Source organism: Ruegeria meonggei (assembly GCF_900172215.1).
In the GTDB taxonomy this organism is placed as follows: domain Bacteria; phylum Pseudomonadota; class Alphaproteobacteria; order Rhodobacterales; family Rhodobacteraceae; genus Ruegeria; species Ruegeria meonggei.
The window spans coordinates 1-23,528 of record NZ_FWFP01000007.1 but is presented as its reverse complement, the minus strand read 5'-3'; the positions used below and the strand labels follow the sequence as shown (position 1 = coordinate 23,528).

At 57.2% G+C, this 23,528-nt stretch carries 17 protein-coding genes and 1 pseudogene; 7 read left to right on the top strand and 11 right to left on the bottom strand.

Annotated elements, in window-relative coordinates; genetic code table 11:
• Positions 1 to 87 precede the first annotated feature (87 nt).
• The 5 genes from RUM8411_RS12540 to RUM8411_RS12520 are packed head-to-tail and all read left to right on the top strand — an operon-like array spanning position 88 to position 6,044.
• The gene (locus RUM8411_RS12540; RefSeq protein WP_085823067.1) at positions 88 to 1,599 is read left to right on the top strand and encodes a tripartite tricarboxylate transporter permease; all 1,512 of its coding nucleotides are present in this window, start codon (positions 88 to 90) and stop codon (positions 1,597 to 1,599) included.
• Positions 1,596 to 2,051: a tripartite tricarboxylate transporter TctB family protein gene (locus RUM8411_RS12535; RefSeq protein WP_085823066.1), complete on the top strand. Its 456-nt coding sequence runs from the start codon at positions 1,596 to 1,598 to the stop codon at positions 2,049 to 2,051. Before RUM8411_RS12540 ends, RUM8411_RS12535 begins: the two co-directional genes overlap by 4 nt.
• 44 nt (positions 2,052 to 2,095) lie before the next feature.
• Entirely contained in the window at positions 2,096 to 3,055 is a 960-nt protein-coding gene (locus tag RUM8411_RS12530) for a Bug family tripartite tricarboxylate transporter substrate binding protein (RefSeq protein WP_085823065.1), read from the top strand.
• A gap of 59 nt (positions 3,056 to 3,114) precedes the next feature.
• A complete protein-coding gene (gene sauS / locus RUM8411_RS12525; protein ID WP_085823064.1) occupies positions 3,115 to 4,536 on the top strand; it encodes an acylating sulfoacetaldehyde dehydrogenase in 1,422 nt (473 codons plus the stop codon).
• A complete protein-coding gene (locus tag RUM8411_RS12520; RefSeq protein ID WP_085823063.1) occupies positions 4,533 to 6,044 on the top strand; it encodes a class I adenylate-forming enzyme family protein in 1,512 nt (503 codons plus the stop codon). Before sauS ends, RUM8411_RS12520 begins: the two co-directional genes overlap by 4 nt.
• 464 nt (positions 6,045 to 6,508) lie before the next feature.
• On the opposite strand, the gene RUM8411_RS12515 is transcribed toward RUM8411_RS12520, so the two are convergent.
• Together RUM8411_RS12515 and RUM8411_RS12510 are read right to left on the bottom strand one after the other, a co-directional pair.
• A complete protein-coding gene (locus tag RUM8411_RS12515) occupies positions 6,509 to 6,952 on the bottom strand; it encodes a Dps family protein (protein ID WP_159453891.1) in 444 nt (147 codons plus the stop codon).
• Between the two features lie 124 nt (positions 6,953 to 7,076).
• Complete coding sequence (locus RUM8411_RS12510; RefSeq protein ID WP_085823062.1) at positions 7,077 to 7,913, bottom strand: cysteine hydrolase family protein; 837 nt, start codon at positions 7,911 to 7,913, stop codon at positions 7,077 to 7,079.
• 127 nt (positions 7,914 to 8,040) lie between these two features.
• Here RUM8411_RS12510 and RUM8411_RS12505 point away from each other — a divergent pair, with 127 nt between their 5' ends.
• Positions 8,041 to 8,961 (top strand): AraC family transcriptional regulator, encoded by a 921-nt coding sequence (locus RUM8411_RS12505; RefSeq protein ID WP_085823061.1) that lies wholly within the window; start codon positions 8,041 to 8,043, stop codon positions 8,959 to 8,961.
• Positions 8,962 to 9,284: 323 nt separating this feature from the next.
• Here the strand turns inward: RUM8411_RS12505 and RUM8411_RS12500 are convergent, their stop codons facing one another.
• Positions 9,285 to 9,554, bottom strand: coding sequence for an HlyU family transcriptional regulator (locus RUM8411_RS12500; protein ID WP_085823060.1), 270 nt, complete (start codon positions 9,552 to 9,554; stop codon positions 9,285 to 9,287).
• Between the two features lie 273 nt (positions 9,555 to 9,827).
• On the opposite strand from RUM8411_RS12500, the pseudogene RUM8411_RS12495 reads away from it, so the two are divergent.
• Positions 9,828 to 10,847: pseudogene (locus RUM8411_RS12495) on the top strand (IS110 family RNA-guided transposase).
• Positions 10,848 to 11,341: 494 nt separating this feature from the next.
• Here the strand turns inward: RUM8411_RS12495 and RUM8411_RS12490 are convergent.
• The 8 genes from RUM8411_RS12490 to RUM8411_RS12455 form a co-directional block, all read right to left on the bottom strand.
• Positions 11,342 to 14,002 (bottom strand): nitrate reductase, encoded by a 2,661-nt coding sequence (locus tag RUM8411_RS12490; RefSeq protein ID WP_085823059.1) that lies wholly within the window; start codon positions 14,000 to 14,002, stop codon positions 11,342 to 11,344.
• Positions 14,002 to 14,334, bottom strand: a complete 333-nt coding sequence (gene nirD, locus RUM8411_RS12485) for a nitrite reductase small subunit NirD (RefSeq protein ID WP_085823058.1) — start codon at positions 14,332 to 14,334, stop codon at positions 14,002 to 14,004. Before nirD ends, RUM8411_RS12490 begins: the two co-directional genes overlap by 1 nt.
• Positions 14,331 to 16,766 carry a nitrite reductase large subunit NirB gene (gene nirB / locus RUM8411_RS12480; RefSeq protein ID WP_085823057.1) on the bottom strand — a complete coding sequence of 812 codons (2,436 nt, stop codon included), beginning with the start codon at positions 16,764 to 16,766 and terminating at the stop codon, positions 14,331 to 14,333. Before nirB ends, nirD begins: the two co-directional genes overlap by 4 nt.
• A 4-nt stretch (positions 16,767 to 16,770) precedes the next feature.
• Positions 16,771 to 18,450 carry an ABC transporter ATP-binding protein gene (locus RUM8411_RS12475; protein ID WP_085823056.1) on the bottom strand — a complete coding sequence of 560 codons (1,680 nt, stop codon included), beginning with the start codon at positions 18,448 to 18,450 and terminating at the stop codon, positions 16,771 to 16,773.
• Positions 18,451 to 18,455: 5 nt separating this feature from the next.
• Positions 18,456 to 19,538 carry an ABC transporter permease gene (locus RUM8411_RS12470; RefSeq protein WP_085823055.1) on the bottom strand — a complete coding sequence of 361 codons (1,083 nt, stop codon included), beginning with the start codon at positions 19,536 to 19,538 and terminating at the stop codon, positions 18,456 to 18,458.
• A 73-nt stretch (positions 19,539 to 19,611) separates the two neighbouring features.
• Positions 19,612 to 20,976 (bottom strand): CmpA/NrtA family ABC transporter substrate-binding protein, encoded by a 1,365-nt coding sequence (locus RUM8411_RS12465; RefSeq protein WP_085823054.1) that lies wholly within the window; start codon positions 20,974 to 20,976, stop codon positions 19,612 to 19,614.
• A 270-nt stretch (positions 20,977 to 21,246) separates the two neighbouring features.
• Complete coding sequence (locus RUM8411_RS12460; RefSeq protein WP_085823053.1) at positions 21,247 to 22,416, bottom strand: ABC transporter substrate-binding protein; 1,170 nt, start codon at positions 22,414 to 22,416, stop codon at positions 21,247 to 21,249.
• Complete coding sequence (locus tag RUM8411_RS12455; RefSeq protein ID WP_085823052.1) at positions 22,413 to 22,997, bottom strand: ANTAR domain-containing response regulator; 585 nt, start codon at positions 22,995 to 22,997, stop codon at positions 22,413 to 22,415. The genes RUM8411_RS12460 and RUM8411_RS12455 overlap by 4 nt, the downstream gene beginning before the upstream one ends.
• Positions 22,998 to 23,528 lie beyond the last annotated feature (531 nt).

Here is a 23,528-nt window from a genome sequence, read left to right as displayed (position 1 = left end):
TGAAATCATTTGCAATACTATTTTCATCGCCTACCCTGATTTGTCAACAAAAGTAAAAGTGTGAACCAACGGGTTGGGAGGCCCTGGATGGAATTCATTTATTACTTCGGAGAAGTGTTCACGCCGCTGTCGTTTATGCTGCTGTTAGGCGGCACGATTGGCGGGCTGATCCTGGGCGCGACACCGGGATTGTCGCCCACAATGGCAGTCGCACTCCTGATACCGTTTACGTTCCAATTGGAGGCAGCTCAGGGGCTGATCTTGTTAGGCGCAGCCTACACCTCGACCGTGGCCGGTGGTGCGGTTAGTGCGATTCTGCTTAAGATTCCCGGTGCGCCAGCGAATATCGCAACAACGTTGGACGGGCACACCATGGCCAAGCAGGGCCAAGGCGCGCGGGCTTTGCAACTGTCCTTCTTGGCCTCGGCTGTGGGCGGCATCTTTGGTGTGCTGTTGTTGATCTTTCTGACTCCGGTTCTGGCCAAATGGGCGCTGGCATTTGGCCCTTCGCATTTATTCTGGCTCGCCATCCTGGGGGTGACGGTGATCGGAACGCTGGATTCCGCATCGGTCGTCAAAGGCCTGCTGTCGGGGTGTATCGGGTTGTGGCTGGCCACCATCGGGTTTGACGACATCATGGGCGCACAGCGCTTCATCTTTCATCCCGCATTGGGTGGCGGCATCAACATCATCGCCGCGCTGATCGGTCTGTTCGCAATCCCGCAAGTGCTGACCATGTTTGCCAAGGGTCGCCAAACGGATGGTGCAGAAGTGATCGAAGTTCAGCGCCATTCGATCCTTGCCGCCTTTCGGGAACTGTTCAGCCGAACACGGGCATTGAGCATTGGAACGTTGACCGGTTCGATCATTGGCCTGATCCCGGGTGTGGGCGGGCAGATCGCCGGGTTGGTCGCATATGACCAAACCAAGAAATTCTCATCGGAAAAAGAAAAGTTCGGTACGGGCCATTCCGAAGGCGTGATTGCTGCGGAATCCGCCAATAACGCTATGGTTGGCCCATCCTTGGTGCCGCTGCTGACACTTTCGATCCCGGGCAGCCCAACTGCCGCCGTTCTATTGGGTGGCTTGCTGATCCATGGAATCTTCCCGGGTTCGGACCTGTTCGACAACCATCCCGATGTCGCCTGGACTTTCATCAACTCCATGCTGATCGGACAAGTGCTGATGTGCATCTTTGGTCTTTATGTTGCGGGCCTCGCTGCCCGTGTCGCACAGGTGCCGCAATCGGTTATGGCCGCCATCGTTCTGGCCCTGTCGGTCTTCGGTGCCTATTCGGTGCAGGGTTCGATGGGTGATGTCTATGTTATGGCGTGTCTCGGCATTGGCATGTTTTTTCTGGAGCGTTTTGGCTTTTCTGCTGCACCGCTGGTTCTGGGCCTGATCCTTGGGCCGATTGCCGAGGCCAACTTCATCCAGGGTGGGATGATCGCCGATGCCACCGTCGGTAAGGCATCGTACTTCATGACCGGTGGATTGAACCTGTTTCTGATCGCAGTGGTTCTGGCCTCGATCGCGTATTCGGTTTGGATGGAATTGCGCCACCGTCGCTACACCACCAAAGAGGAGGCGCAGGCATGAACCGCTCGCAGCACATATTCGGATCGGGTCTTGTATTTGCAGTTGGTCTTTGGGTGACCTGGGTCAGCTATACCCAGCAACCGGCCGAGGCGTTCCTGTTCCCGCGTCTTATCGCATCCGTGTTTGTGGTTCTGGCCGGCTGGACATTTGGCAAAGCGGTGATGGGATTGTCGAAGGTCGGGAATGGCGTGACCCGTGCGATGTTCATTAACATGCTGCCCGGTCTGATCATCACTTTGATCTACGTTTTTTGGGCGGCCAAGTCGCTGGGTTTCTACACCGCAACAACCATCGCCTTTTTCATCCTGCTGTCGATATACGATCCCGCTCCGCACAGCGCGGCCAAAAGCTGGATCAAACGTGGGATCATCACGACGGTCTTTGTGGCGGTGATGTACGGGCTCTTTGCCATGTTGCTGAACGTCTACACACCAAGGGAAATTCTGTTCTGACCGCGCGAGCGACGTGGCGGAACCTAATCTGGGAGGAAACGCAAATGAAACGAATGATTGCTGGGGCGGCATTAGCCCTCATGAGCCTGACTGGCGCAGCTGTGGCTGAGGAGTATCCAGAACGGCCGCTTATGATGATGGTCAGCTATGGCGCGGGTGGCGCGACCGACTTTCAGGCGCGGATCGTCACCATGACTGCCGGAAACGAGGATGCGTTGGGGATGCCCATCGCCATCATCAACAAGCCCGGCGCGGGTGGGCGCGTTGGCTGGAACTGGTTCGCCACACAGGCTGATCCGGATGGCTATACACTGGCAGCCTATAACGTTCCGCATTTCATCGCCCAGTCGATCAAGGGTGGTGTGGAATATTCAACCGACAGCTTTGAACCCATCGCGAACTGGGGCGCAGATCCGGCTGTGTTTGTGGTTGGTGCGGACAGTGAATTCAACTCGATGGAAGATGTCGTCGCCTTTGCCAAGGAAAACCCCGGAAAGCTGACCGTATCCGGCGCGGGACTATTTGTGGGCCACCATATCGCGGCCCTGCAGATCGACAAGGCTGCGGGAACCAAGATGGCTTACATCCCGACCAAAGGCGGCGGAGCAGCTGCCATGAAAGCCGTGATCGCCGGTGAAGTCATGGGCGGTATCAACAACCTGTCCGATGCGTTCCGCGCGCAAGAGGCGGGCAACGTCAAAATCCTTGGTGTTGCAGACCTGGAACGCAACGCGTTCCTGCCGGACGTGCCAACGATGATGGAACAGGGGCTGGACGTGGATAACTCGTCTGTCAATTTCCGGGGTGTGATGGTGCCCAAGGGAACACCGCCTGAGGTGATCGAGAAACTGGCCGCCACCGTGCCCGAGATGTTCGCAAATTCACGTGTTGCCAAGAAGATGGAAGCAGGAGGATCGCCCATGCACATCATGATACGCGACGAAGTGATCGAGATGTGGGCGCAGCGCCAGCAGACTCTGAACGAATTGCTTGCCGGTCTCTGATCCGGTCACTCTATTCGGGGCGGCATGAGGCCGCCCCAAACAAATAATCGAGGACCAAGATGAACGCTCAGGATGGGGTTTCCCCTGAAATCGCTGAATTAGATCGTATCGTAGCACGTTCGCGTAAGGCTCAGGCGACTTTCGAAGCTGGTGGCAGTCAGGCGCTTTATGACAAAGCGGCACTTGCAGCGGGATGGGCCATCATGGAACCGGCCCGCAATCGGGCACTGGCGGAAACGGCGGTTGAGACCACCGGACTGGGCAATGTGCCAGACAAGATTACCAAGAACCACCGCAAGACCCTGGGCTTGTTGCGCGATATCGCCGATGCAAAGACCCATGGCATAATCAGCGACGACCCATCAACCGGCATTACGGAAATCGCGCGCCCTATCGGTGTGATCGGCGCGGTTGTGCCGTCGACAAACCCGGCCGCAACGCCCGCGAACAACATCATCAATGCGCTAAAAGGAGGCAACGCGATCGTGGTGGCACCCTCACCCAAGGGTGTGGCATCCTGCGAGATGCTGATCGGGTACATTCACACAGAGTTCGACAAACTGGGATTGGATCGCGATCTGGTTCAGATGATCCCGGCCCCCGGCTCAAAGGCCAAGACACAACGGTTGATGGAAACGGTTGATCGGGTGATCTGTACCGGCAGTCAAAACAATGTCCACCGCGCGCAATCCTGTGGCACCCCTGCAGTCGCGGTTGGCGCTGGTAACGTCACGGTGATTGTGGATGAGACTGCTGATCTGCAGGCAGCAGCGGCAAAGATTGCTGCCTCGAAATGCTTCGACAACGCAACTTCGTGCTCTTCTGAGAATGCGTTGGTTGTGGTTGACGCGGTCTATGACGCCTTTGTCGCGGCGATGGCTGCCGAGGGCGGCGTGTTGGTGCCGTCTTCCGGTGCAAGCGATATCGTGGCGCGGCTCTGGCCTGATGGCCATCTCAACCGATCGGTCATTGCGCAGGATGCTGACAAAATGCTCGAAGCGTTGGGGATGGCAGGTAAAATGCCGGAGGGGACCAGATTTCTGGCCGTGGAAACCGACGGTATTGGCTCGGATCACCCCCTGTCCGGAGAAAAGCTCAGCCGGGTCTTAGCGCTCTATCGCGCGGCAGATTTCGAAGATGCCAAGGCCACGGCCGCTCGCATTCTGGCGCATCAGGGGGCAGGACATTCAGTTGGCATACATACCGGTGACGACACGCGCGCGATAGGGTTGGGCCGCGACTTACCTACCTGTCGGGTGATCGTAAATCAGGCGCATACCTTTGCCACCGGTGGCAGCTTCACTAACGGCATGCCGTTTTCCCTCTCGATGGGCTGTGGCAGCTGGGGGGGGAATTCCATCGACACCAACCTGCATTGGCGGCATTTCATCCAAACCACTAAAATCGTGCGCGAAACATCGCCGCGCGAATCTGAGCTGGACGAGATATTCAGTGTCTATTGGTCGGAGGCTGGACGATGATGGAACCGCCCAAGGGAACCGTCCGCGACTGGTTGAACCAGAGAGCAAGCCAAGGGGGAACCGGATTTGTTTTCCCGGACGGGGCGCCGGACCTGCGCTGGGGTGACTTGCACGAAAATGCCCGCCGCATCGCAGTCATGCTAACGGGTATGGGAGTGGAAAAGGGAGAAAGCGTCGCCATCCTCTACCCCAATTGCCGAGAAGCGATTGAGGTCCTTTTCGGCGTTCTCTACGGAGGATTTCGGGCGACAATGATTAACCTTGTCGCTGGCGACAGCGCCGTAGCTTACGCACTGGAACACAGTGGCGCACGCTATGGCTTTGTACACCCCGGACAAACGGAGTTATTCGATCGGTCCGCCGACCCCGCCAAGATCACAATTCTGCAAGCGGCAGATGTCACCAACGCCGACGGCAACTTGCACAGCATCTCTTCCGATAGTCATGCGCTGTTGATGTATACTTCCGGCACGACCGGGCGCCCCAAGGGCGTGGTTCACACGCATTCCAGCCTGTTGGCAGGGGGCTGGACAACTGCAATTGCGCACAAGCTGTCCGAGGCTGATCGCGGGCTTTGCGTTTTGCCGATCTACCACATCAACGGGCTGTGCGTGACGGTCATGGGAACGCTTGTGTCGGGCGGGTCGTTGGCCATGTGCGAAAGATTTTCGGCCAGCCGGTTCTGGGAAAATCTGAGTAAGGTCGAGGCGACCTGGTTTTCTGTGGTGCCCACGATAATTTCGCACCTGCTGCACTCTGATACCAAACCAGATGCCCAAACCCGCCAGCGAGTGCGTTTCGGGCGTTCTGCATCTTCTGCGCTGGCGCCCGACGTGCAGCGCGCGTTTGAAGACAGGTTTCAAATCCCGATCGTTGAGACCATGGGGCTTACGGAAACCGCTGCACAGATTTTGTCTAACCCATTGCCACCGGGCATTCGCAAAATTGGCTCACCAGGTATTGCTTTCGGCAATGAGGCGGCAATCTTCGATGCACATTGCCAACCAGTGTCGCGTGAAACGGAAGGCGAGTTGGTTATACGCGGACCTAACACCATGCTGGAATACCTTAAGAACCCTGAAGCAACGGCGGATACATTTACCGCCGATGGCTGGTTGCGCACCGGTGATCTCGCCCGCATGGATGAGGACGGTTACGTATATGTCACTGGGCGACTGAAGGAGTTGATTATCAAAGGTGGTGAAAACATTGCCCCGCGCGAGATCGACGAGGCGCTTTATTCTCACCCCGACGTTGTAGAAGCAGCGGCATTTGCCCGCCCCTGCCACAGCTATGGCGAAACCGTCGAGGCGGCGGTTAAGATTCGCGAAGGTTCGAAATTGACGCCCATGGATCTGTCCAAGATTTGCGAAGCCCAATTAGGTCGTTTCAAATCGCCCGATGAAGTTCATATCTTGCTTGATCTTCCTAAGGGGCCGTCAGGGAAAATCCAAAGAAACAGGATACTCGAGATCGTTGACGAGAAGGCTGGTAACTCAACTATCTGAACATCCACGACACTGTTTGCCAGAAAGTCCGATGTCCGCGTTAGCAAAGCTGCACTGCTGCACCGACGATGTGGTCAAATTGCAGCTTGGGGCTGTCCTGACCAACGCCAATGTCAGCAATCAACGCTTCGCAGCTACTGGTGCAAGGTGCAGCATTTGCCACTCTGGGCTCACTCCGGACTACGGTGCCGTTGCAGAAAGGCCCCGGCCCCGCGAATAACTGATCACGCGGACGGCCCATAAGAGACGTTCGCCACTCAATGCCGATGCTGCAGTCGCAACCCGCTTTCCGGACAGTCGCCGCAGGTGCACATTTAGCCATCAACGAATTCACCAGACGCGGACGAAGCCGCCCTATAGGTCTCGGCGACCAACGACGGCTTTGCCCACATTCGACCTATGCTCCTGGCTGGTGACTATTCCGACGCAGGTAGAATTGATGCTGTCATATGCACCGTTTCAGCCTATTTCATAGTGGCCGACATCATCCAGTGCTCCTTTTCGCACCATTTGAGAATGTCGGACAGAATCCCGACTGTGCCGTCGTCCCGGACATCATCAAGAACCTGAATTGCATTGCGAAGAACATCAATGAAGCGCTGAAAATCGGCACAATGGTTTGTAAGCATTTCATCTGTCGTCTGGGCGGTCGAAACCTGGGTTGCATTGGATAAGGCAAGTAGCTCATCCAATGATGCAGGTGCTTTGATACCCAGCACACGCAGCCGTTCTGCGATAGCGTCGATGAACCCGTTAAGCGTCTGGTATTGGGTCTCAAACATGGCGTGCATGTTGCGGAAGTTCGGACCTTCCACATTCCAATGATAACAGTGGCTTTGTACATAGAGGCGGAAAACCTTGCCTAGGACCGCCGCTAATGTGTCTTCCTTGACCGAGTTTGATTTCATCTTTTTCCTTTGGTTTCTGTCTGCTCGCGCGAACAAGGTTATGACCGTGCCCGCCATCGGAGACGTCGATAGAGGGCACGGCATAACTCTGACCCGGGTCAGAGCACCTCGGGGAAGGGTTGGTTTAGAGAGCTGCAGCATTGATTTGCGATACCGCTTCTTCAGTGCTCCAGACCGCGTTGGCAATGAAGCGGAAGTTGATGAGGGCAGCAAGGTATCCATCCCCCTCGGGCAGTTGCGCCGCAGCAGTCGCATCCTGCACCACGGCCACCTCGAAACCGTTCTCGATCAATTCGCGCATATGCGATTCCGTGCACAGGTTGGCCGACATACCCGCCAGAATAACCTGATCCACGCCTTGCTTGCGCAGTTGCAGCGTCAGGTCGTTGGTGTCGTTGCCGTACATTTTGTGGGGCGAAGTCACGATGGTCTTGCCGTCGTTGATGTAGGGTTTGTACCGCTCCAGCCAATCCGCGCCCGAGCCTTCGAATCCGTCAACGTTCAGAGGACCTTTGCGGTCAAACATACCGATCTTGTGCATCAGCTTTTCCAAAGCGCCTTCGAACTTCCAACCGTGGTCAGTTGGAAAGTAATAATGCGGCGACACGGCGGTGGTAATGTCGTGTTCTTTGGCCGTACGGAACAGGATTTCGATGTTCTCGACCGTGTTGTGTTCGGTGACGGACGCACCAATCACACCCCAGGTCACGCCATCGGGGCTGAGGAAATCGTTCTGCGGGTCGGTCACCACCAGGGCCGCGCGGCTTAAGTCGAGTTTCATGTCCGAGGGCGGCAATGCAGGCTCGGTAGGTTCTGCATAGGGGTTTGCCTTCTCTTGCGCCTGAGCGGTCCCTGCCAACGCGGTAGCTGCAGCTGCCGCAGTCCCGGCCAGCCCGGTGGTCAGCGCCGCACGACGTGACAGTTTCTGGCCACCGTGATCATGGTCATCGCAATTGCACATAAGGTTTTTCCTTCTTTGGATTTATCGACAGCCTTATGTGTGACAGTCGGTGTGCCTTTTCGTCTTGATTTTGCCCAGTCCAGAAAGTTTTCGTGACGACAAAGAAGTTTAAGGCCAAAATCACCTGATGAGCTACGACCACATTTTCGATCAACTCGATATCCGCACGGAGCCGTTTGCGATCTGTGAGATTCACGGAACCTGCCATGTTGCCCTCAAGCCAGATGCGGCGGTGACATTGCACTATATACTGTGCGGCGAGGGCCAAATCACTATGCGGGGGCAAGCCCCGATCAGGATAACTAAGGGCAGTTTGGTTTTGATCCCCTCGCTGAACAGCCACGAGGTCTTGAATGATGGTGCGACGGTCGTGCCCGGACCGTCGTGCAAACCAGCGGCTCTTAACCTGGCGCAGGTCCTCAAATCGGTTCCAGATGAAAGTGTCGGCAGCGCCAGCCGCCTGATCGCACTTTGTGCACATGTCAATATTGGGCTCATGGGGGCTACGGATGTGGTCAACTTGATCCGTGAACCGTTGGTGAAGCGCGCCGAACCTGGCAGCGACCTGATGGTATTGGTTGACACACTATTGCACGAAGTGTGCAACCCCAGCATCGGCAGCCGCGCCTTGATACGTGTTTTGTTGATGCAGGCCGTAATTGTCATGATGCGCAAACGAATGACAGAACAGGGCGGCCCGTTGGATTGGATGGCTGCGCTGCGTGATCCGATGCTGTGGAAAGCGCTAAATGCGATGCTGAACGACCCGGGCAAGCCGTATTCTGTCGAAACCCTCGCGGACATTGCTGGCATGAGCCGGGCAGCTTTTGCGAAGCGCTTTTCCGAAGCATATGGCGCGGGGCCGATGGAGCTGCTGCGCAATCTGCGCGTCCGCAAGGCGGGCGACCTGCTGCGTAATACAGATTTACCAATGAAGCGCGTCGCTGAATCCGTCGGGTTTTCCAGCCGCAGTGCCTTTAGCCGAGCGTTCGAAGCGACATCTGGCCAAAGCCCCAGTGCATTCCGCAAAGCGGTCAGAATGCTGTGACATTGGTCATCGCTTTCGCCACGTTTGGCGTTTATTCGTGCAACAAGCAAAACACATCGGCCGAAGCGGACATTCGTGTGAACCGCAGCACTAAGGGCTCGTTGCAGCCATCAGAGGCATTGCAGTATCTGTTGGGCCTCGCCAACTACCCAAATCATGGCCGGCCCATTCCTGCCGTTCGACTCTGGTCACCTTCGCTGCGGTGCGGCCCGCCTAAGGCCCGCAGTCCGACTTGCACGTTGGAACCTACTCATAGGTGGCTCGCCAGATGCCGTCCACATGGCACCCGTCAATTGCGCGCTTACATTAGGTTACCTGTTTACTTAGTCGAAAATGCGTTCGACCTGCTCGTCAATCACCTGCTTCGCCTTGGCGATGCTGAAGCTTTCGCCCTGATCCCGGGTTTCAAAAACATCTGCCCGGATCACCGTATGGGTCTTGCGATCTCCATCGATGGTTTTTTCGATACGGGCCAAAAGACGGTACTTGCCGCCTTCGGGCATCAGGTCGGGGAAGATTTCAAATCCTTTGTATGAGACCGGCTCCGGCTCCGACTTTTCGCCGCCACCGAAGAGCTTAGAGAATAGGGACATTGGGCGGCTCCTTTCAGCGTTTTTACGACCGGAGACTAACGCCGATTAAGGCAGGCGTGAACCATGTTGTGCTATCAGAGCACTGGTTCTTAATCTGATGGCACGGTCCGTGCGTAACCCAATACGTCCCGATCCGCAGTGAAAGCCCATTCCTCGGCACCACTTTCCTTTGCACGGACGGCCCTTTGCGGATGAGGTGGGTGGCTCCTGCTCCACCGGCATCGAATGTGCCAAAGTGCAGTTGTCATCGACTGCTAGGAAAGGAGCCACCCAATGACAGTAAAGACCGTCGGCCTGGATCTGGCCAAGGACGTTTTTCAAGTTCACGGCATTTCGGAGAACGGCCGAGTGATTTTCAACAAAGCCATCAAGCGCGCGAAGCTGCTGTTGTTCTTCGAGACGCTGCCACCTTGCACGGTCGGCATGGAAGCGTGCGGATCGTCGCATCATTGGGGCCGTCAGCTGCGCAAGCTCGACCATGATGTGAAGCTCATGCCTGCCGGATATGTCAAACCCTAAGTGAAGCGTGGAAAGAACGATGCTGTCGACGCAGAAGCGATCTGCGAGGCGGTCCGGCGCCCGACCATGCGCTTCGTAGACATCAAGACTGAAGAGCAGCAGGCCATTTTGTCCATTCACAGAACGCGTGACCTGGCCGTCCGGCAGCGCACGCAGATGGCCAACATGATCCGCAGCCTGTTGCGCGAGTTTGGGCACATCTTGCCCATCGGGATCGAAGCGGTGACGGCTTTTGCAAAGCGTCACCTTGATGGCGACCATCCAGAAATGCCGGAGATCGCCAACGGCATGCTCGGTATCCAGTGCTATCAGTTCCTCGGCCTGAACGAACGCATCGATGGCTATTCTAAGATGATCCAGCAACATGCCCTTCTGAATGCAGATGCGCGTAGATTGATGCGTATGCCTGGTATCGGCCCGATTACGGCCTCTGCGATTGTCGCAACGATTGGTGATGCAAAACAGTTCCGGACCGGACGCGATCTGGCGGCCTGGCTCGGACTGACACCGCTCAACAAATCCAGCGGCGGGAAAGAACGATTGGGCAAGATCACGAAACAGGGTGATCGTTACATTCGCAAACTTCTAGTGGTGGGCATGACATCGCGCGCGGTCATGGCGAAACGTTCGCCTGAAAAAGTGGATCTGTGGACGGCGAAGATCATTGCAAACAAGCCATTCCGACTGGCGACAACCGCTATGGCGAACAAGGCGGCTCGGGCCATCTGGGCGATGCTCACGAAGAAACAGGAGTACCGGCAGCCTGCGTTCTAGCCTCGCTGACTGCCTATAAGATGCAAGACGTTGAAGTGATGATGCGGAATTAAGTCAACCAAGAGCAAGGACACTCCGGGAACGGCAGCGGCCCTCCTCCGAGGCCGATAAGCCGATTGGAACCTCGCTCGCGGAATTCATCAAGGCCAGTGGAGGCAATGCCAAAACATAAACAGGCCGGACAGACGACAGTACTGGCAAAATGACCGCAGAAATCGCAAAAAATCTCTTGCAATGCAGGAGCCACCCACAGATGCCGTTCGGCTTCGGTTGCCTTAGCCGATGTGCGGCGCGTCAGAGGAGGCATTCGCCGCAAACGCGAAACTGGGACGCGAGTGTTGGTCTGGAGCACAGGGCGAAGCCATCGTCTGACCAAGTTGTTCGAACTGGTTAGGAAGGCCCAATTTGATCTGTTCTAAAGATTGAATAGAACCCGCACTGGCTTTGGAAACCAATCAAAGCTGACCGCAGTCCCGTTCGAAGTAACCCTGAGTCTACGCTGGTTGTTCTTGCGGGCAGTTCTTCTGCTTGTTGCGGATTGATTTCGAATGCTCGGTGAGCAAGTCAGCCAACTCTGGCCGGCAAGACCCGCAATTCGTTCCAGCCTGAAGGGCATCTCCGATATCGTCCACACTGATCATATGTTGGTCATGAATAGCACGGATGATGGTTTTGAGCCCGACTTCGTAACAGGAACAGATGATTGGTCCGCAAACTTCTGAAGACGCAGAGGAACGACCGGACAAAATCTGCTGAGGCGTCAACTCGGGGAAGGTTGCCAAGTAATCTCGCATCAGCGTGATAGGTTGGCGCGAGACGAAGAGCGCTGCCAATACGCGCTGCCCGTCTGTCAGCGCTATTCTGTACGAGCCGCGCTTTGGGTCTTCGACCACGGTGGCTTCAGCATCCGGTAACCCAAACCAATAGCGGGCGGTGCTTTCCCAATCGTCTACGATCTGTTTCCCCGCCAACTCCATTCTGTAGCCGTTGGTTGTTTTGGCAGATGCCCAGTACTCTGAGCTGGGGGATGCGGCGTCAACCGATACCGCGAAACCGTACCACGCGGCATGCATCCGCCTTACAGATACCGCTGTTGACTTACTTTCCGGCTGTCCTGAAATCGGGTCAGTCACACTGGGAACAAGCGCATCCACACAGGCTGATGGGGCCGTTTCGCCCGTCCAGTGAATTGGCGCAAACACTTGACCTGGCGCCACAGACTCCGTGATGCGAAGCCGAAATATACCGCTTCCGACTGAGCTGTTGAGTTCGACCAAATCTGCGGCGCTAAGGCCCAATCGATCAACGTCGTTTGGGTTAACGTCAACATAAGGTTCGGCAAGATGGGCTGACAGGCGCGGCGACAGCCCGGACCTTGTCATGGTGTGCCACTGATCCCGATTTCGCCCCGTGTTCAAAAGAAATGGAAATTGTTCAGATGGCGTCGCCTTAGGTGGACGATGGGTAACAGGCACAAAACGCGCTTTTCCATCAGGATGAAAAAACTGCCCATCGCCGAAAAAACGGCCATCTGATCTACGAGGTGTCGTCGGCCACCGTGTTGGGCTTAGCGCTTCATAGTCTTCGTCATCAAGGTCCGAAAAACTTGTAATATCCAGATCCTTGCCAAATGATACGGCGAGCGAAGTCATCTTAGCGAATTCTCGAAATATCTGTACTGGGGTCTCATAGCTGAAAGCCTCCGTCCAGCCCATGCGGCGGCCCACTTCGGCCAAAATATCCCAATCCGCGCGCGCTTGCCCCGGAGGCAACAAAACGGCGCGTTGTCTGCCAATGGTGCGGTCTGAATTGGTCACTGTACCGTTTTTTTCACCCCAACCCGCTGCTGGCAGCAATATGTCTGCGAGCCGCGCGGTGTCTGTCCTGGCAGTCAGGTCGCTGACAACTGTGATTGGACAGTTTTTTATAGCCGCCTTCACACGGCCTGCATCCGGCATAGTGGCCGCCGGATTGGTGTGGATGACCCACAATGCTTTGATCTGGCCGCTTTCGACGGCGCGAAACAGGTCGACCGCTTTGAGCCCCTGCTTCTGTGGCATGTTGGGTGCCTTCCAGAAATCCCGGACGGCTGCATTGTGGGCTTTGTTCTCGATATCCAAATGGCAGGCGAGCATATTGGCCAAGCCGCCCACCTCTCGGCCACCCATGGCGTTTGGCTGACCGGTGACTGAAAACGGACCCATCCCTGGGCGCCCGATCCGCCCCGTGGCCAAATGGCAGTTCAGGATCGCGTTGACCTTGTCGGTTCCGCTTGAAGACTGATTCACACCCTGACTAAAGATCGTCACAACGCGCTCAGTCCCGATCCACAGATCACAGAAGGACTCAATCTCATCGGGGCTCAGCCCAGTCTCATCAGGATCGTCAAGCTGTGCAAGCTCAACCGCCTCATTGAACCCAACGCTGCGATCCAGAAAACCCGCTGACACATGCCCCGTTTGGTGAATTCTGGCCAACAAGCGGTTGAACAATGCGACGTCGCTGCCCGGTTGAAGCGCCAGATGGAGGTCGGCTTGATCGCAGCTGGCTGTTCGACGCGGGTCTATAACCACAATCTTTGTGCCGCGTGCCTGACGCGCGGCTATAACGCGCTGATAGAGAACGGGATGGCACCAAGCCAGGTTCGAGCCGACCAGCACAACCAAGTCAGCCTGATCCAGGTCCTCATAGGTTCCAGGCACCGTATCGGTACCAAAAGCGCGTTTGTGTCCGGCCACGGCCGAGGCCATACAAAGCCGAGAGTTGGTGTCGATATTCGCCGAGCCCATAAAGCCCTTCATCAGCTTGTTGGCGACATAGTAATCCTCGGTCAGCAACTGCCCCGAGACGTAAAACGCCACGCTGTCCGGCCCGTGTTCAGCTATCGCGGCAGAGAACCGGTCTGCGACCAGTTGCAACGCGTTATCCCAGCTGGTGTCCTGGCCAAAGACGCGAGGAGCCAGCAACCGGTGTTCCAACCCCACGGTTTCACCCAATGCCAACCCTTTCGAGCACAACCGACCATGGTTCGCTGGATGATCCGGGTCGCCCCGCACTGTCAGCCCTCCGACCCCATCGGGTCGCAGAAGTACACCGCAGCCGACGCCACAATAAGCGCAGGTCGAGCGAACTTCGGGCAGACCACTTCCGTCCATCAGGCCGCGCTCCGCCGGGTAACCGCGCTGTCGTCCAACAGGATACGGCCCTCTTCAAGGCGCACCGGATAGGTGGTGATGCGACCATCATCCGCACCCTGAGCTTCGCCCGTGTTCAGGTCAAAGACCCAGTTATGCAGCGGACAAGTGACCGACTGGCCATGCACGATGCCCTCGGACAATGGGCCGCCTTTATGCGGACAGCTGTTGGTCGCGGCGTATACTTCCGTCTCGGCGGTACGGAAGACGGCGATACAGCCGATATGGGTTTTCACCAGACGCGCCCCGCGCAAAGGCACCTCGTCGATATGTCCGATGTCGATCCAGCTCATTCCGCGGCCTCCAGTGTGAAATCTGCAATCGGCGCGTAGGTCTGCGCTTTTTCTTTGACGTGTTCGGCCCACGGGTCTTTGCGGAATATGCTTTGCGACAGTTCGAACCGGGCGACCAAAGAAGCGCGGTTTTCAACGTCGTCCACGACCTGAGCTTTGACCCAGTCCATGCCGACCTTGCCCAACCATTTATACAGGCGATCCAGATACTTGCCGCCCTCGCGGTAGGCTTGGGTGACGGCCATCACGACCTCGATTGCTTCGTCCTCGGTGGAGACCTGACAGAGCAATTCGGTCTCTTTTACGCCCATGCCTGCGGCACCGCCGATGCTGATCTGAAAGCCCGAATCCACGCAGACGACGCCGATATCCTTGCACGTCGCCTCGGCGCAGTTGCGCGGGCACCCGGATACAGCCAACTTCAGCTTGTGCGGCGTCCACGACCCCCACAGGATTTTCTCCAGCTTGATCCCCAGCCCGGTGCTGTCCTGCGTGCCAAACCGACAATGATCGGTGCCCACACAGGTTTTGACTGTTCGCAGACCCTTGGAATAAGCGTGGCCCGAGACAAGGCCGGCCTTGTTCAGATCCGACCAGATCGCAGGCAAGTCCTCACCCTTTACGCCCAACAGGTCGATGCGCTGACCACCGGTGACTTTGACAGTTGGCACGTCGTATTTGTCGGCAGCATTGGCAATGGCGCGCAGCTCTTCTGGTGTCGTGATCCCTCCCCACATGCGCGGCACGACACTGAATGTACCGTCCTTTTGGATGTTCGCGTGTTTGCGTTCATTGACAAAGCGGCTTTGCGGGTCGTCTTGGTATTCCAGCGGCCAATCCGCCAGCAGGTAATAGTTGATCGCCGGGCGGCACACATGGCAGCCGTTGGGCGTGGTCCAGCTGAGTTCCTGCCAGACAGCGGCCTGGCTTTTCAATTCCTGCCCCTTGATCAAACGACGCACATCTTCGTGCGTCAGATCGGTGCAGCCGCAAATCGGTTGCGCGGCAGGCATTTGGAAGTCGTCGCCCAAAGTGACCTGCAATACCTGTTCCACAAGCCCGGTGCATGTTCCACAGGAGGCGCTGGCCTTGGTGCTTGCACGCACCGCGCCCAAATCATTGGCCCCTGCATTGATCGCCTCGATGATGTCTCCCTTGCATACGCCGTTGCAGCCGCAAATCTCCGCCTCAGGCGGCAATGCTGCAACGGCTGAGAGAGGGTCCGCGGTGTCGCCCCCCTGATAGGCCGGGCCGAAGATCAGCGTCTCGCGCATGGCTTCGATGCTGGTGCCGTCCTTGATCAGGCCAAAGAACCAGCTGCCATCGGCGGTGTCGCCATACATGACGGCACCAACCAGCCGGTCCTCTTCGATTACAAGGCGCTTATAGACGCCGCGCGAAGGGTCACGGAAGACGATATCCTCGCGCCCTGGCCCGTCAGCGAAATCGCCGGCACTGAACAGATCGCAGCCCGTGACCTTCAGCTTGGTCGAGAGGGTTTTCTGCGCGAATGCGGCGTCTTCTTCCAACAGAGCACGCGCCGCCACTTTCGCTTGATCGTAGAGCGGAGCGACAAGGCCAAAGATCTCTCCGCCATGTTCGACGCATTCACCCACGGCATAGACATCCGGGTCCGAGGTCAGCATTTGATCATCCACATGGATGCCGCGACCGGTGGCCAGCCCGGCCTCTTGCGCCAGCGCCGTGTTGGGACGGATACCCACCGCCATAACCAGCAGGTCACAGGGCAGTTCGGTCCCGTCATCCAGCAGCAACGCGCGAACCTTGCCATCTTGCCCCAGAACTTCCTTGGAATTCGCCTGCAGGCAGATCTTGATGCCTTTGTCTTCCAACGATTTCTTCAGCAGATAGCCTGCGGCCTCGTCCAACTGACGCTCCATCAGGTGGCCCATGATATGCACGACGGTGACGTCAACACCATGCGCAGCCATCCCCGCAGCGGCCTCGAGCCCCAGCAAACCGCCGCCAATTACGACGACCTGGTTTCCCGACCCCATGCCCATCATCTGTTGCGTGTCTTCCAGATCGCGATAAGCGATCACACCATCCAGATCATGCCCCGGCAAAGGAATGATGAACGGGTTCGACCCCGTCGCGATGACCAGCTTGTCGTATGGAACATGTCCGTTCTCGCCCTCGACCACCTTCATCTCACAGTCGATCTTGGCCACCGTCTCACCAAACCGGCAGGCGATGCCGCGCTCGGTGTACCAGGCGTCGTCATGGGTGACGATCTCGTCATAGGTTTTCTCACCCAACAGAACCGGGCTGAGCATGATGCGGTTGTAGTTCCCACGCGGTTCGGCGTTGAACAGGGTGATGTCGAACGCATCAGGCGAGGTATCCGTCAGATGCTCCAGCACCCGGCCCGAGGCCATCCCTGCGCCGATGACAACAAGTCTTTGTTTCATGGTTTCACTCCGCTGCAATCGCCTTTGGGGCGGGCGATTTCGGCTTGGCGCCGTGTTCGTATTCTTCTAGGAAATCGAGAACTTCCTGCCGGTAGGCGTAATAATCCGGATGCTCCAACAGAGCCTTACGGGTTCTTGGGCGCGGCAGATCGACCTTGGTGATCTTGCCGATGGTCGCTTGTGGGCCGTTGGTCATCATCACCACCCGGTCAGCCAGCAGGATCGCCTCATCCACGTCATGGGTCACGCAAATCGCGGTCACCTTGGTCCGGGACCAGACCTCCATCAGCACTTCTTGCAATTCCCACCGGGTCAAGCTGTCGAGCATCCCGAAAGGCTCATCCAGCAGCAGCAGTTTGGGTGACAGGGCAAAGGCGCGCGCGATACCGACGCGTTGCTTCATTCCGTTCGACAGGTCCAAGGCGGATTTGTCCATCGCATCGGCCAATCCGACGCGTTCCAGATAGTATTCAACGACATCCCGCCGCTCGGAAATACTGGCCTTGGGATAGACTTTGTCGACGCCAATCGCGACGTTCTCCTTGGCGGTGAGCCAGGGGAACAGGTTGGGCGATTGGAACACCACGGCACGTTCGGGATCTGCACCTTCGACATGGCGGCCGTCCAGCTTGATCGCGCCTTTTGAGATGTCGTTCAACCCGGCGGCCATGGTTAGAACTGTTGATTTGCCGCAGCCGGAATGGCCGATCAGCGAGATGAATTCGCCCTTATCGATCTTCAGGTCAAAATCTTCGACCACAGTCAACGGGCCTTTGGGTGTCGGATAGACCTTGTGCAGTTGTGAGAAACCGAGAAACCGGTTTTCAATCAGGCCCTTCTGCGCTTCAGCCACCGCTGTGGGTACGCCATGGATCGGCGTGACATCGGGCAGAATGCGCGAACCTTCTACTTTAGCTTCGACCCCCACATCCATCAGGTATTTGGTGACGTCCGCGCGCAGGCGTTTGAAGGTTTCATCGTTGTTCATAGCACCGCGTTCGCGCGGTCGCGGGATCGACACGCGGAACTCCTGCCCCAGCGAGCCATCGGGGTTCAGGGCGACGATCCGGTCTGCCAGAATGATTGCTTCATCCACGTCATTGGTAATCAGCACGCAGGTCTTCTTGTCGGCCTCCCAGATGTGTTCGATCTCATCCGCCAGATTGGCGCGGGTCAAGGCGTCGAGCGCGGACAGAGGCTCATCCAGCAGCAGAACCTCTGGGTTCATCGACAGCGCCCTCGCCACGTTGACCCGCTGGCGCATCCCACCAGACAGCTCCGCCGGGCGGCGTGTCGCGGCATGGCTGAGGCCCACCATCTGCACGTAGTGCGCAACCTTCTCGGCCTTCTCCGCCCTGTTGAGGCCGGGAAAGACCGTATCAACCGCCAGCCCGACATTGCCGCTGACCGTGAGCCACGGCATCAGCGAGTAGTTTTGAAAGATCACCCCGCGCTCCGGGCCAGGGCCCTTGATCGGGGCGCCTTTGAACGTGACCTCTCCGCTGGTCGGACTATCAAGCCCGGCCATAAGGTTGATCAGGGTCGTCTTACCGGTGCCCGAGAATCCGAGGATCACCAGAAACTCGCCCTCTTGCACGCCCAGATCGATGCCTTTCAGCACATCCGCGCGCGCGGTGCCTTCGCCAAAGGATTTGGAGGCGTTTTTGAAGCTAAGAATGCTCATCGCGCTCACCGGTTATTCGTGAAGGTGAAGAGGGATTGCAGCGCGTACATCACACGGTCCAGCAGGAAACCGATGATTCCGATGGTAAAGACCGCAACCATGATTTTGGCCAGCGAACTGGAGGAACCGTTCTGGAACTCATCCCAGACAAACTTGCCCAGACCAGGGTTCTGCGCCAGCATTTCCGCGGCGATCAGAACCATCCAGCCAACGCCCAGCGACAGGCGCAGACCGGTGAAGATCAGCGGCAAGGCCGAAGGCAATACCAGCTTGGTGATCTTGGTATAGGTGTTCATTTTCAGAACCTTGGAGACGTTCACCAGATCCTTGTCGATCGACGCCACACCCAGCGCCGTGTTGATCAATGTGGGCCACAGCGAACACAAAGTTACGGTGATGGCCGAGATCAGGAAGGATTTCGCGAACCAGCCATCATTGGTGACGTAAACGGCCGAGACGATCATGGTCACAATCGGCAGCCACGCCAGTGGCGAGACCGGTTTGAAAATCTGGATCAGCGGGTTCAGCGCCGCATTTGCCGTTGGCGACAGACCTGCCGCGATGCCCAGCGGGACAGCAAGGGCAGTGGCGATCAGAAAGCCGAAGAACACAGTTTTGATCGAGGTCCAGATCTGCTGGTAGTAGGTCGGAGCCCCGGTGAAGGCGACGTCTTTCACCTTCTCCGGCTGGCCAGCATCAATGAACTTTTGATTGCGCGTCTCGACCATCGCCTCGAACTTGGCGCGTTTCGCCGCTTTGGCTTTGGCGTCCTCATTCAGGCTGACCATCTCCGCCCAAACCTGCGCCGGCCCGGGGACCGCGCCCAGCGAGGTCTGCACCTTTGGCGCCAGCGTGCCCCACAGCAGCAGAAAGGCGAAGATCGACAACAACGGCACGATCAGCAAGCGCCAGATCTCGGCCATCTGTGCGCGAGGATTGTCCCCTGCGGCGGCCTTCAGAACAGGTGTGGCCCAGCTGAGGCCCAACACTTGGAACCATTTGTCGGCTGCATTGATGCGGGTGAAAAGGCGGGCGCGACGCTCCTGGCGGGCGGCGTCAGCGTTGAAATCGGGATCGACGGTCGTCATCTGATGTGTCCTTGCGATGGCGGGGCACTGGTGAAGCCCACGCCCGACCTTGGCCGGGCGTGGAGCTGAGAAATTAGCCTTGAACGTCTGAACCGACGATCTTCTGCTCGCCCTTCAGGCCAATGGACATGCTTTCGAGGTAAGCGTTGGGGGTGCGGCCGTCATAGGCGATACCGTCAATGATATCCTCGGCAGGTGTCGGTGCCTTGTAGCCATCACTGTCCCAGGGGAAATCGGCCTCATCCGCCAGACCTTCGTCAACCAGCAAACGCGCGGCCTCGAGGTAGATTTCGGGCTTGTAGACCGACTTGGCCACGTCGTCATACCAGCTGTCCGGCTTCGCATCGGCGATCTGACCCCAACGACGCATCTGGGTCAGGTACCAGACAGCGTCCGAATAAAACGGATAGGTCGCGTTGTAGCGGAAGAACACGTTGAAATCGGGAACCTCGCGCTTGTCGCCTTTCTCGTATTCAAACGTGCCGGTCATCGAGTTGGCGATGACGTCATAATCCGCGCCCACGTATTCCGCGCGGCTGAGGATTTCGACCGCTTTGGGGCGGTTGGCGTTGTCGTTTTCATCCAACCACTGCGCGGCACGGATCAGCGCTTTGGTCACTGCCAGGGTGGTATTCGGATATTCCTCGGCAAACTCGGCAGTGATGCCGAAAACCTTCTCGGGGTTGTTCTTCCACAGCTCATAATCTGTGACCACGGGAACGCCGATGCCCTTGAACACGGCCTGTTGGTTCCACGGCTCGCCCACGCAATACCCATAGATCGTTCCGGCCTCCAACGTGGCGGGCATCTGCGGCGGAGGTGTCACCGACAAGAACACATCCGCGCCGATCTGACCGGTCACGTTGTCCGGGCTGTAGAACCCCGGATGCAGCCCGCCAGCGGCCAGCCAATAGCGCAGCTCATAATTATGGGTCGAGACCGGGAAGACCATGCCCATGTTAAAGGGCTTGCCTTCGGATTTGTATTTCTCAACGACCGGAGCAAGCGCCTCGGCGCTGATCGGGTGTTGGGGACGGCCATCCTCCATGACAGGGATGTTCGGCTTCATCTCTTCCCAAATCTCGTTGGACACGGTGATGCCGTTCCCGTTCAGGTCCATTGAGAAGGGCGTGACGATGTGCGCTTCGGTTCCGTATCCGATGGTGGCGGCCAAAGGCTGTCCGGCCAGCATATGTGCACCGTCAAGCTGCCCGTCGATCACGCCATCCAATAGGACTTTCCAATTGGCTTGCGCTTCCAGCGTCACGAACAGGCCTTCGTCCAGGAAGTACCCATTCTCATAAGCGACAGCCAGCGGTGCCATATCGGTCAGTTTGATAAAGCCAAAGGTCAGCTCGTCTTTTTCCAGTTCCAGTTCGGCCAGTGCCGGAGACACAAGCGCAGTCGTTGCGGCGAGGCCTAAAAGTAGCTTTTTCATCTCGATCCCTTTCGGTTCAGCCCAACCCCTTGGGCAAACAAAAAAGCCGCCGACACAGTCCGCCGGGAGGAGGTGGCGGATGGTCGAGCGGCTTTGCTCTTGTAAGGTGCCCTGGATTATGGGCGAATTCCGTCGGTGGGCGTCGTTGCCTTCCGATGTCCCGATTAAGACATCCTTGATCCGGGCCGTCACCCGGTTTTGAGCGTCAAAGTGTGAACTTTCTGCGCCGCAGCGTGATTTTATGCTGCGCTGCAAAATTTTTGTGCACTCTCACCCCAATGGCTCGAAAATGCGACGGTCGAAGAAGACGTTCGGCGCCAGAATCAAGCTTCCGTTTGTCGAGGCTACGGCGGTCGACTCAGGAAGCGCTCCTTCCAGCTTCTCTGACGCTCCGGGGGTTTCAACTCCCAGCCCGGACAACTCGCGCCGATAGAGATCGCTGCGAAAGACACGGGCGGCCTGGCGTTCGGCTGTGCTAACATCGATCCCGTTCCGTTGTGCCAGCTGGTGCGCGATCCACTTGGCCTGACTGCGCCATGGGAAAGTGGCAGCGCCGTCAAAGAACTCGACAAACCCATCCACATATCGTTGCTCGCCGCGCGCCGAGACCGTGAATTCGCCCATCAATGCGCGGTCGATTAGTTCGGGTGAAACGTTGAGGTAGGTTTTGCGCGATAGCATCTCGGACGCGGTTGTTCTGCTGTCCGTGTTTGACAGCCAACGTCCTGCGCGCCAAACGGCCCGCATGAGGCTGCCCAGCAAATGCGGCTCGGTTTCGGCCCAGTCGTTTCTAACCGCCAACACCTTTTCAGGTGCGCAGGTCCAGATCGCCTTACCGGGCAGCAGCAACGCGCCAACACTGTCATCTACGGCGAATGAGCCCCAAGGCTCGCCCACGCAGAAGGCATCGATCTCGCCACCTGCAAGCGCCTGCGCCATGAGAGGTGGCGGGACAGTGCGGATTTCGACCTGCTTCGAAGCCAGTTCGGTTCCCGCAACCCAATAGCGCAGCAGTTCAACATGCATCGAAAAAGGGAATGGAACGCCGAAGACAAGTACTTCTCCGGCGGCTTTTGCCAATGCCGCCCCGGCCTCAGCGGCATTCGCGAAGTCGAACCCATATCCCTGATCAGACAGCCGTCCAGCCAATTGCGTGCCAACGGCAATGACGGTGCCATTCATTGACAAAACAGACACGGCGGACAGCCGCGTCGCGATACCGCCCAAACCCAAGGCCATCGCAACGGGCACAGGTGACAGCAGATGCGCCGCGTCCACGTGCCCAAAGGCCAGCATATCGCGCAGAGATGACCATGACGGGGCCGGGCGCAGATCGAGCGAAATACCTTCAGCATGGTCAAACCCCATCTCGCGCGCGACGATCAACGGTGCCGCGTCGACCAGCGGCATATAGGCGACAGGCAGATTTACGGTTCTCATGACAACAACCCCGAAGCCGTGACCAAGGCCTCGGCCACATCGGCGACGCGGCGGTTCTGGTTCATCGCAGTTTTGCGGAGCAGGGCATAGGCTTCGTCTTCCGACACGCCCTTGGCTTTCATCAACAACCCCTTCGCGCGGTCAATTACTTTTCGCTCTTCCAGCGCACGGCGGGTTTCGGCCAGTTCGGTCCGCATCTGACGCAGCACGTGAAACCGGGCGATGGCGGTATCGATAACAGGCTTGATGCGCTCGGCTTGCAAACCATCGACTACATAGGCCGACACCCCGGCCTCAACGGCGGCTTTCGCCAATCCGCCCGCAGCGCCCGAGACGAACATGGCCACCGGTCTCTCCATCGGACCGGAGGCAACGGTCAACTCTTCCAGCATATCCCGCGATGGATTGTCTATGTCGATCAGAACAATGTCTGGGCTATGCATTGCGATTTTACGTGCCAGCCCAGAGACATTGCCGATTACAGAAACGTCTACGTCTCCAGACTCTTTCAAGGCATCCACAATTGCAAAAGCACGTTCTTGATTCTGCTCGACGACAACGACAGTAAGGTGTTGTTTCATAGGCACCCAAGTGAGCCCAAGCTTCATCGATCGCAATTCCAAGGCCACTAAGCGTTTCATCAAGCTGCCAGCTTGCCTATTTTATCAGCATATTTTTAAATGGAACGGAATGACTGCACATTTTTTCTACATGCCATCAAAGAAATCTTGCATCAGCGCTGGCGTGGCGCAAATGATCGGCTCTTTGGATTTTCATTTGGGCCAATCTCTGGATCTGGGTGGTCGAAATGCAATTTCATCGACGATGCGAAATCGAAGGTCTGCTTTGACGGCAAGAACCACGTGGTTCCGCAATCGCAGCGAATGGCGTGTGTGGATGGCTCCTGCATAGCAAGTCCTTTTTGATCTGATTTGTGCATTTGTCAGAAGCAGTCATGTGTCCGGCCTGTTTGTGCGGTTTTGACGGATGTGTCGCAAACATTTGGAACGGCTAAAGTCAGCGACTTACTGGATACACCTATCCTGCGATCTCGGCGAATAGCTGAAAGCCGGAAGTCGTATCGCTTGAGAATTGCCGCTTCCGGATCATAT

Bases quoted from the DNA above. Each gene is read 5' to 3' on its own strand.
- RUM8411_RS12500 (WP_085823060.1), bottom strand. From the start codon at position 9,554: ATGTCCCTATTCTCTAAGCTCTTCGGTGGCGGCGAAAAGTCGGAGCCG.
- RUM8411_RS12520 (WP_085823063.1), top strand. From the start codon at position 4,533: ATGATGGAACCGCCCAAGGGAACCGTCCGCGACTGGTTGAACCAGAGA.
- RUM8411_RS12530 (WP_085823065.1), top strand. From the start codon at position 2,096: ATGAAACGAATGATTGCTGGGGCGGCATTAGCCCTCATGAGCCTGACT.
- RUM8411_RS12470 (WP_085823055.1), bottom strand. From the start codon at position 19,538: ATGACGACCGTCGATCCCGATTTCAACGCTGACGCCGCCCGCCAGGAG.
- RUM8411_RS12510 (WP_085823062.1), bottom strand. From the start codon at position 7,913: ATGTGCAATTGCGATGACCATGATCACGGTGGCCAGAAACTGTCACGT.
- nirB (WP_085823057.1), bottom strand. From the start codon at position 16,766: ATGAAACAAAGACTTGTTGTCATCGGCGCAGGGATGGCCTCGGGCCGG.
- sauS (WP_085823064.1), top strand. From the start codon at position 3,115: ATGAACGCTCAGGATGGGGTTTCCCCTGAAATCGCTGAATTAGATCGT.
- RUM8411_RS12535 (WP_085823066.1), top strand. From the start codon at position 1,596: ATGAACCGCTCGCAGCACATATTCGGATCGGGTCTTGTATTTGCAGTT.
- nirD (WP_085823058.1), bottom strand. From the start codon at position 14,334: ATGAGCTGGATCGACATCGGACATATCGACGAGGTGCCTTTGCGCGGG.
- RUM8411_RS12460 (WP_085823053.1), bottom strand. From the start codon at position 22,416: ATGAGAACCGTAAATCTGCCTGTCGCCTATATGCCGCTGGTCGACGCG.
- RUM8411_RS12505 (WP_085823061.1), top strand. From the start codon at position 8,041: ATGAGCTACGACCACATTTTCGATCAACTCGATATCCGCACGGAGCCG.
- RUM8411_RS12490 (WP_085823059.1), bottom strand. From the start codon at position 14,002: ATGGACGGAAGTGGTCTGCCCGAAGTTCGCTCGACCTGCGCTTATTGT.
- RUM8411_RS12540 (WP_085823067.1), top strand. From the start codon at position 88: ATGGAATTCATTTATTACTTCGGAGAAGTGTTCACGCCGCTGTCGTTT.
- RUM8411_RS12455 (WP_085823052.1), bottom strand. From the start codon at position 22,997: ATGAAACAACACCTTACTGTCGTTGTCGTCGAGCAGAATCAAGAACGT.
- RUM8411_RS12465 (WP_085823054.1), bottom strand. From the start codon at position 20,976: ATGAAAAAGCTACTTTTAGGCCTCGCCGCAACGACTGCGCTTGTGTCT.
- RUM8411_RS12515 (WP_159453891.1), bottom strand. From the start codon at position 6,952: ATGAAATCAAACTCGGTCAAGGAAGACACATTAGCGGCGGTCCTAGGC.
- RUM8411_RS12475 (WP_085823056.1), bottom strand. From the start codon at position 18,450: ATGAGCATTCTTAGCTTCAAAAACGCCTCCAAATCCTTTGGCGAAGGC.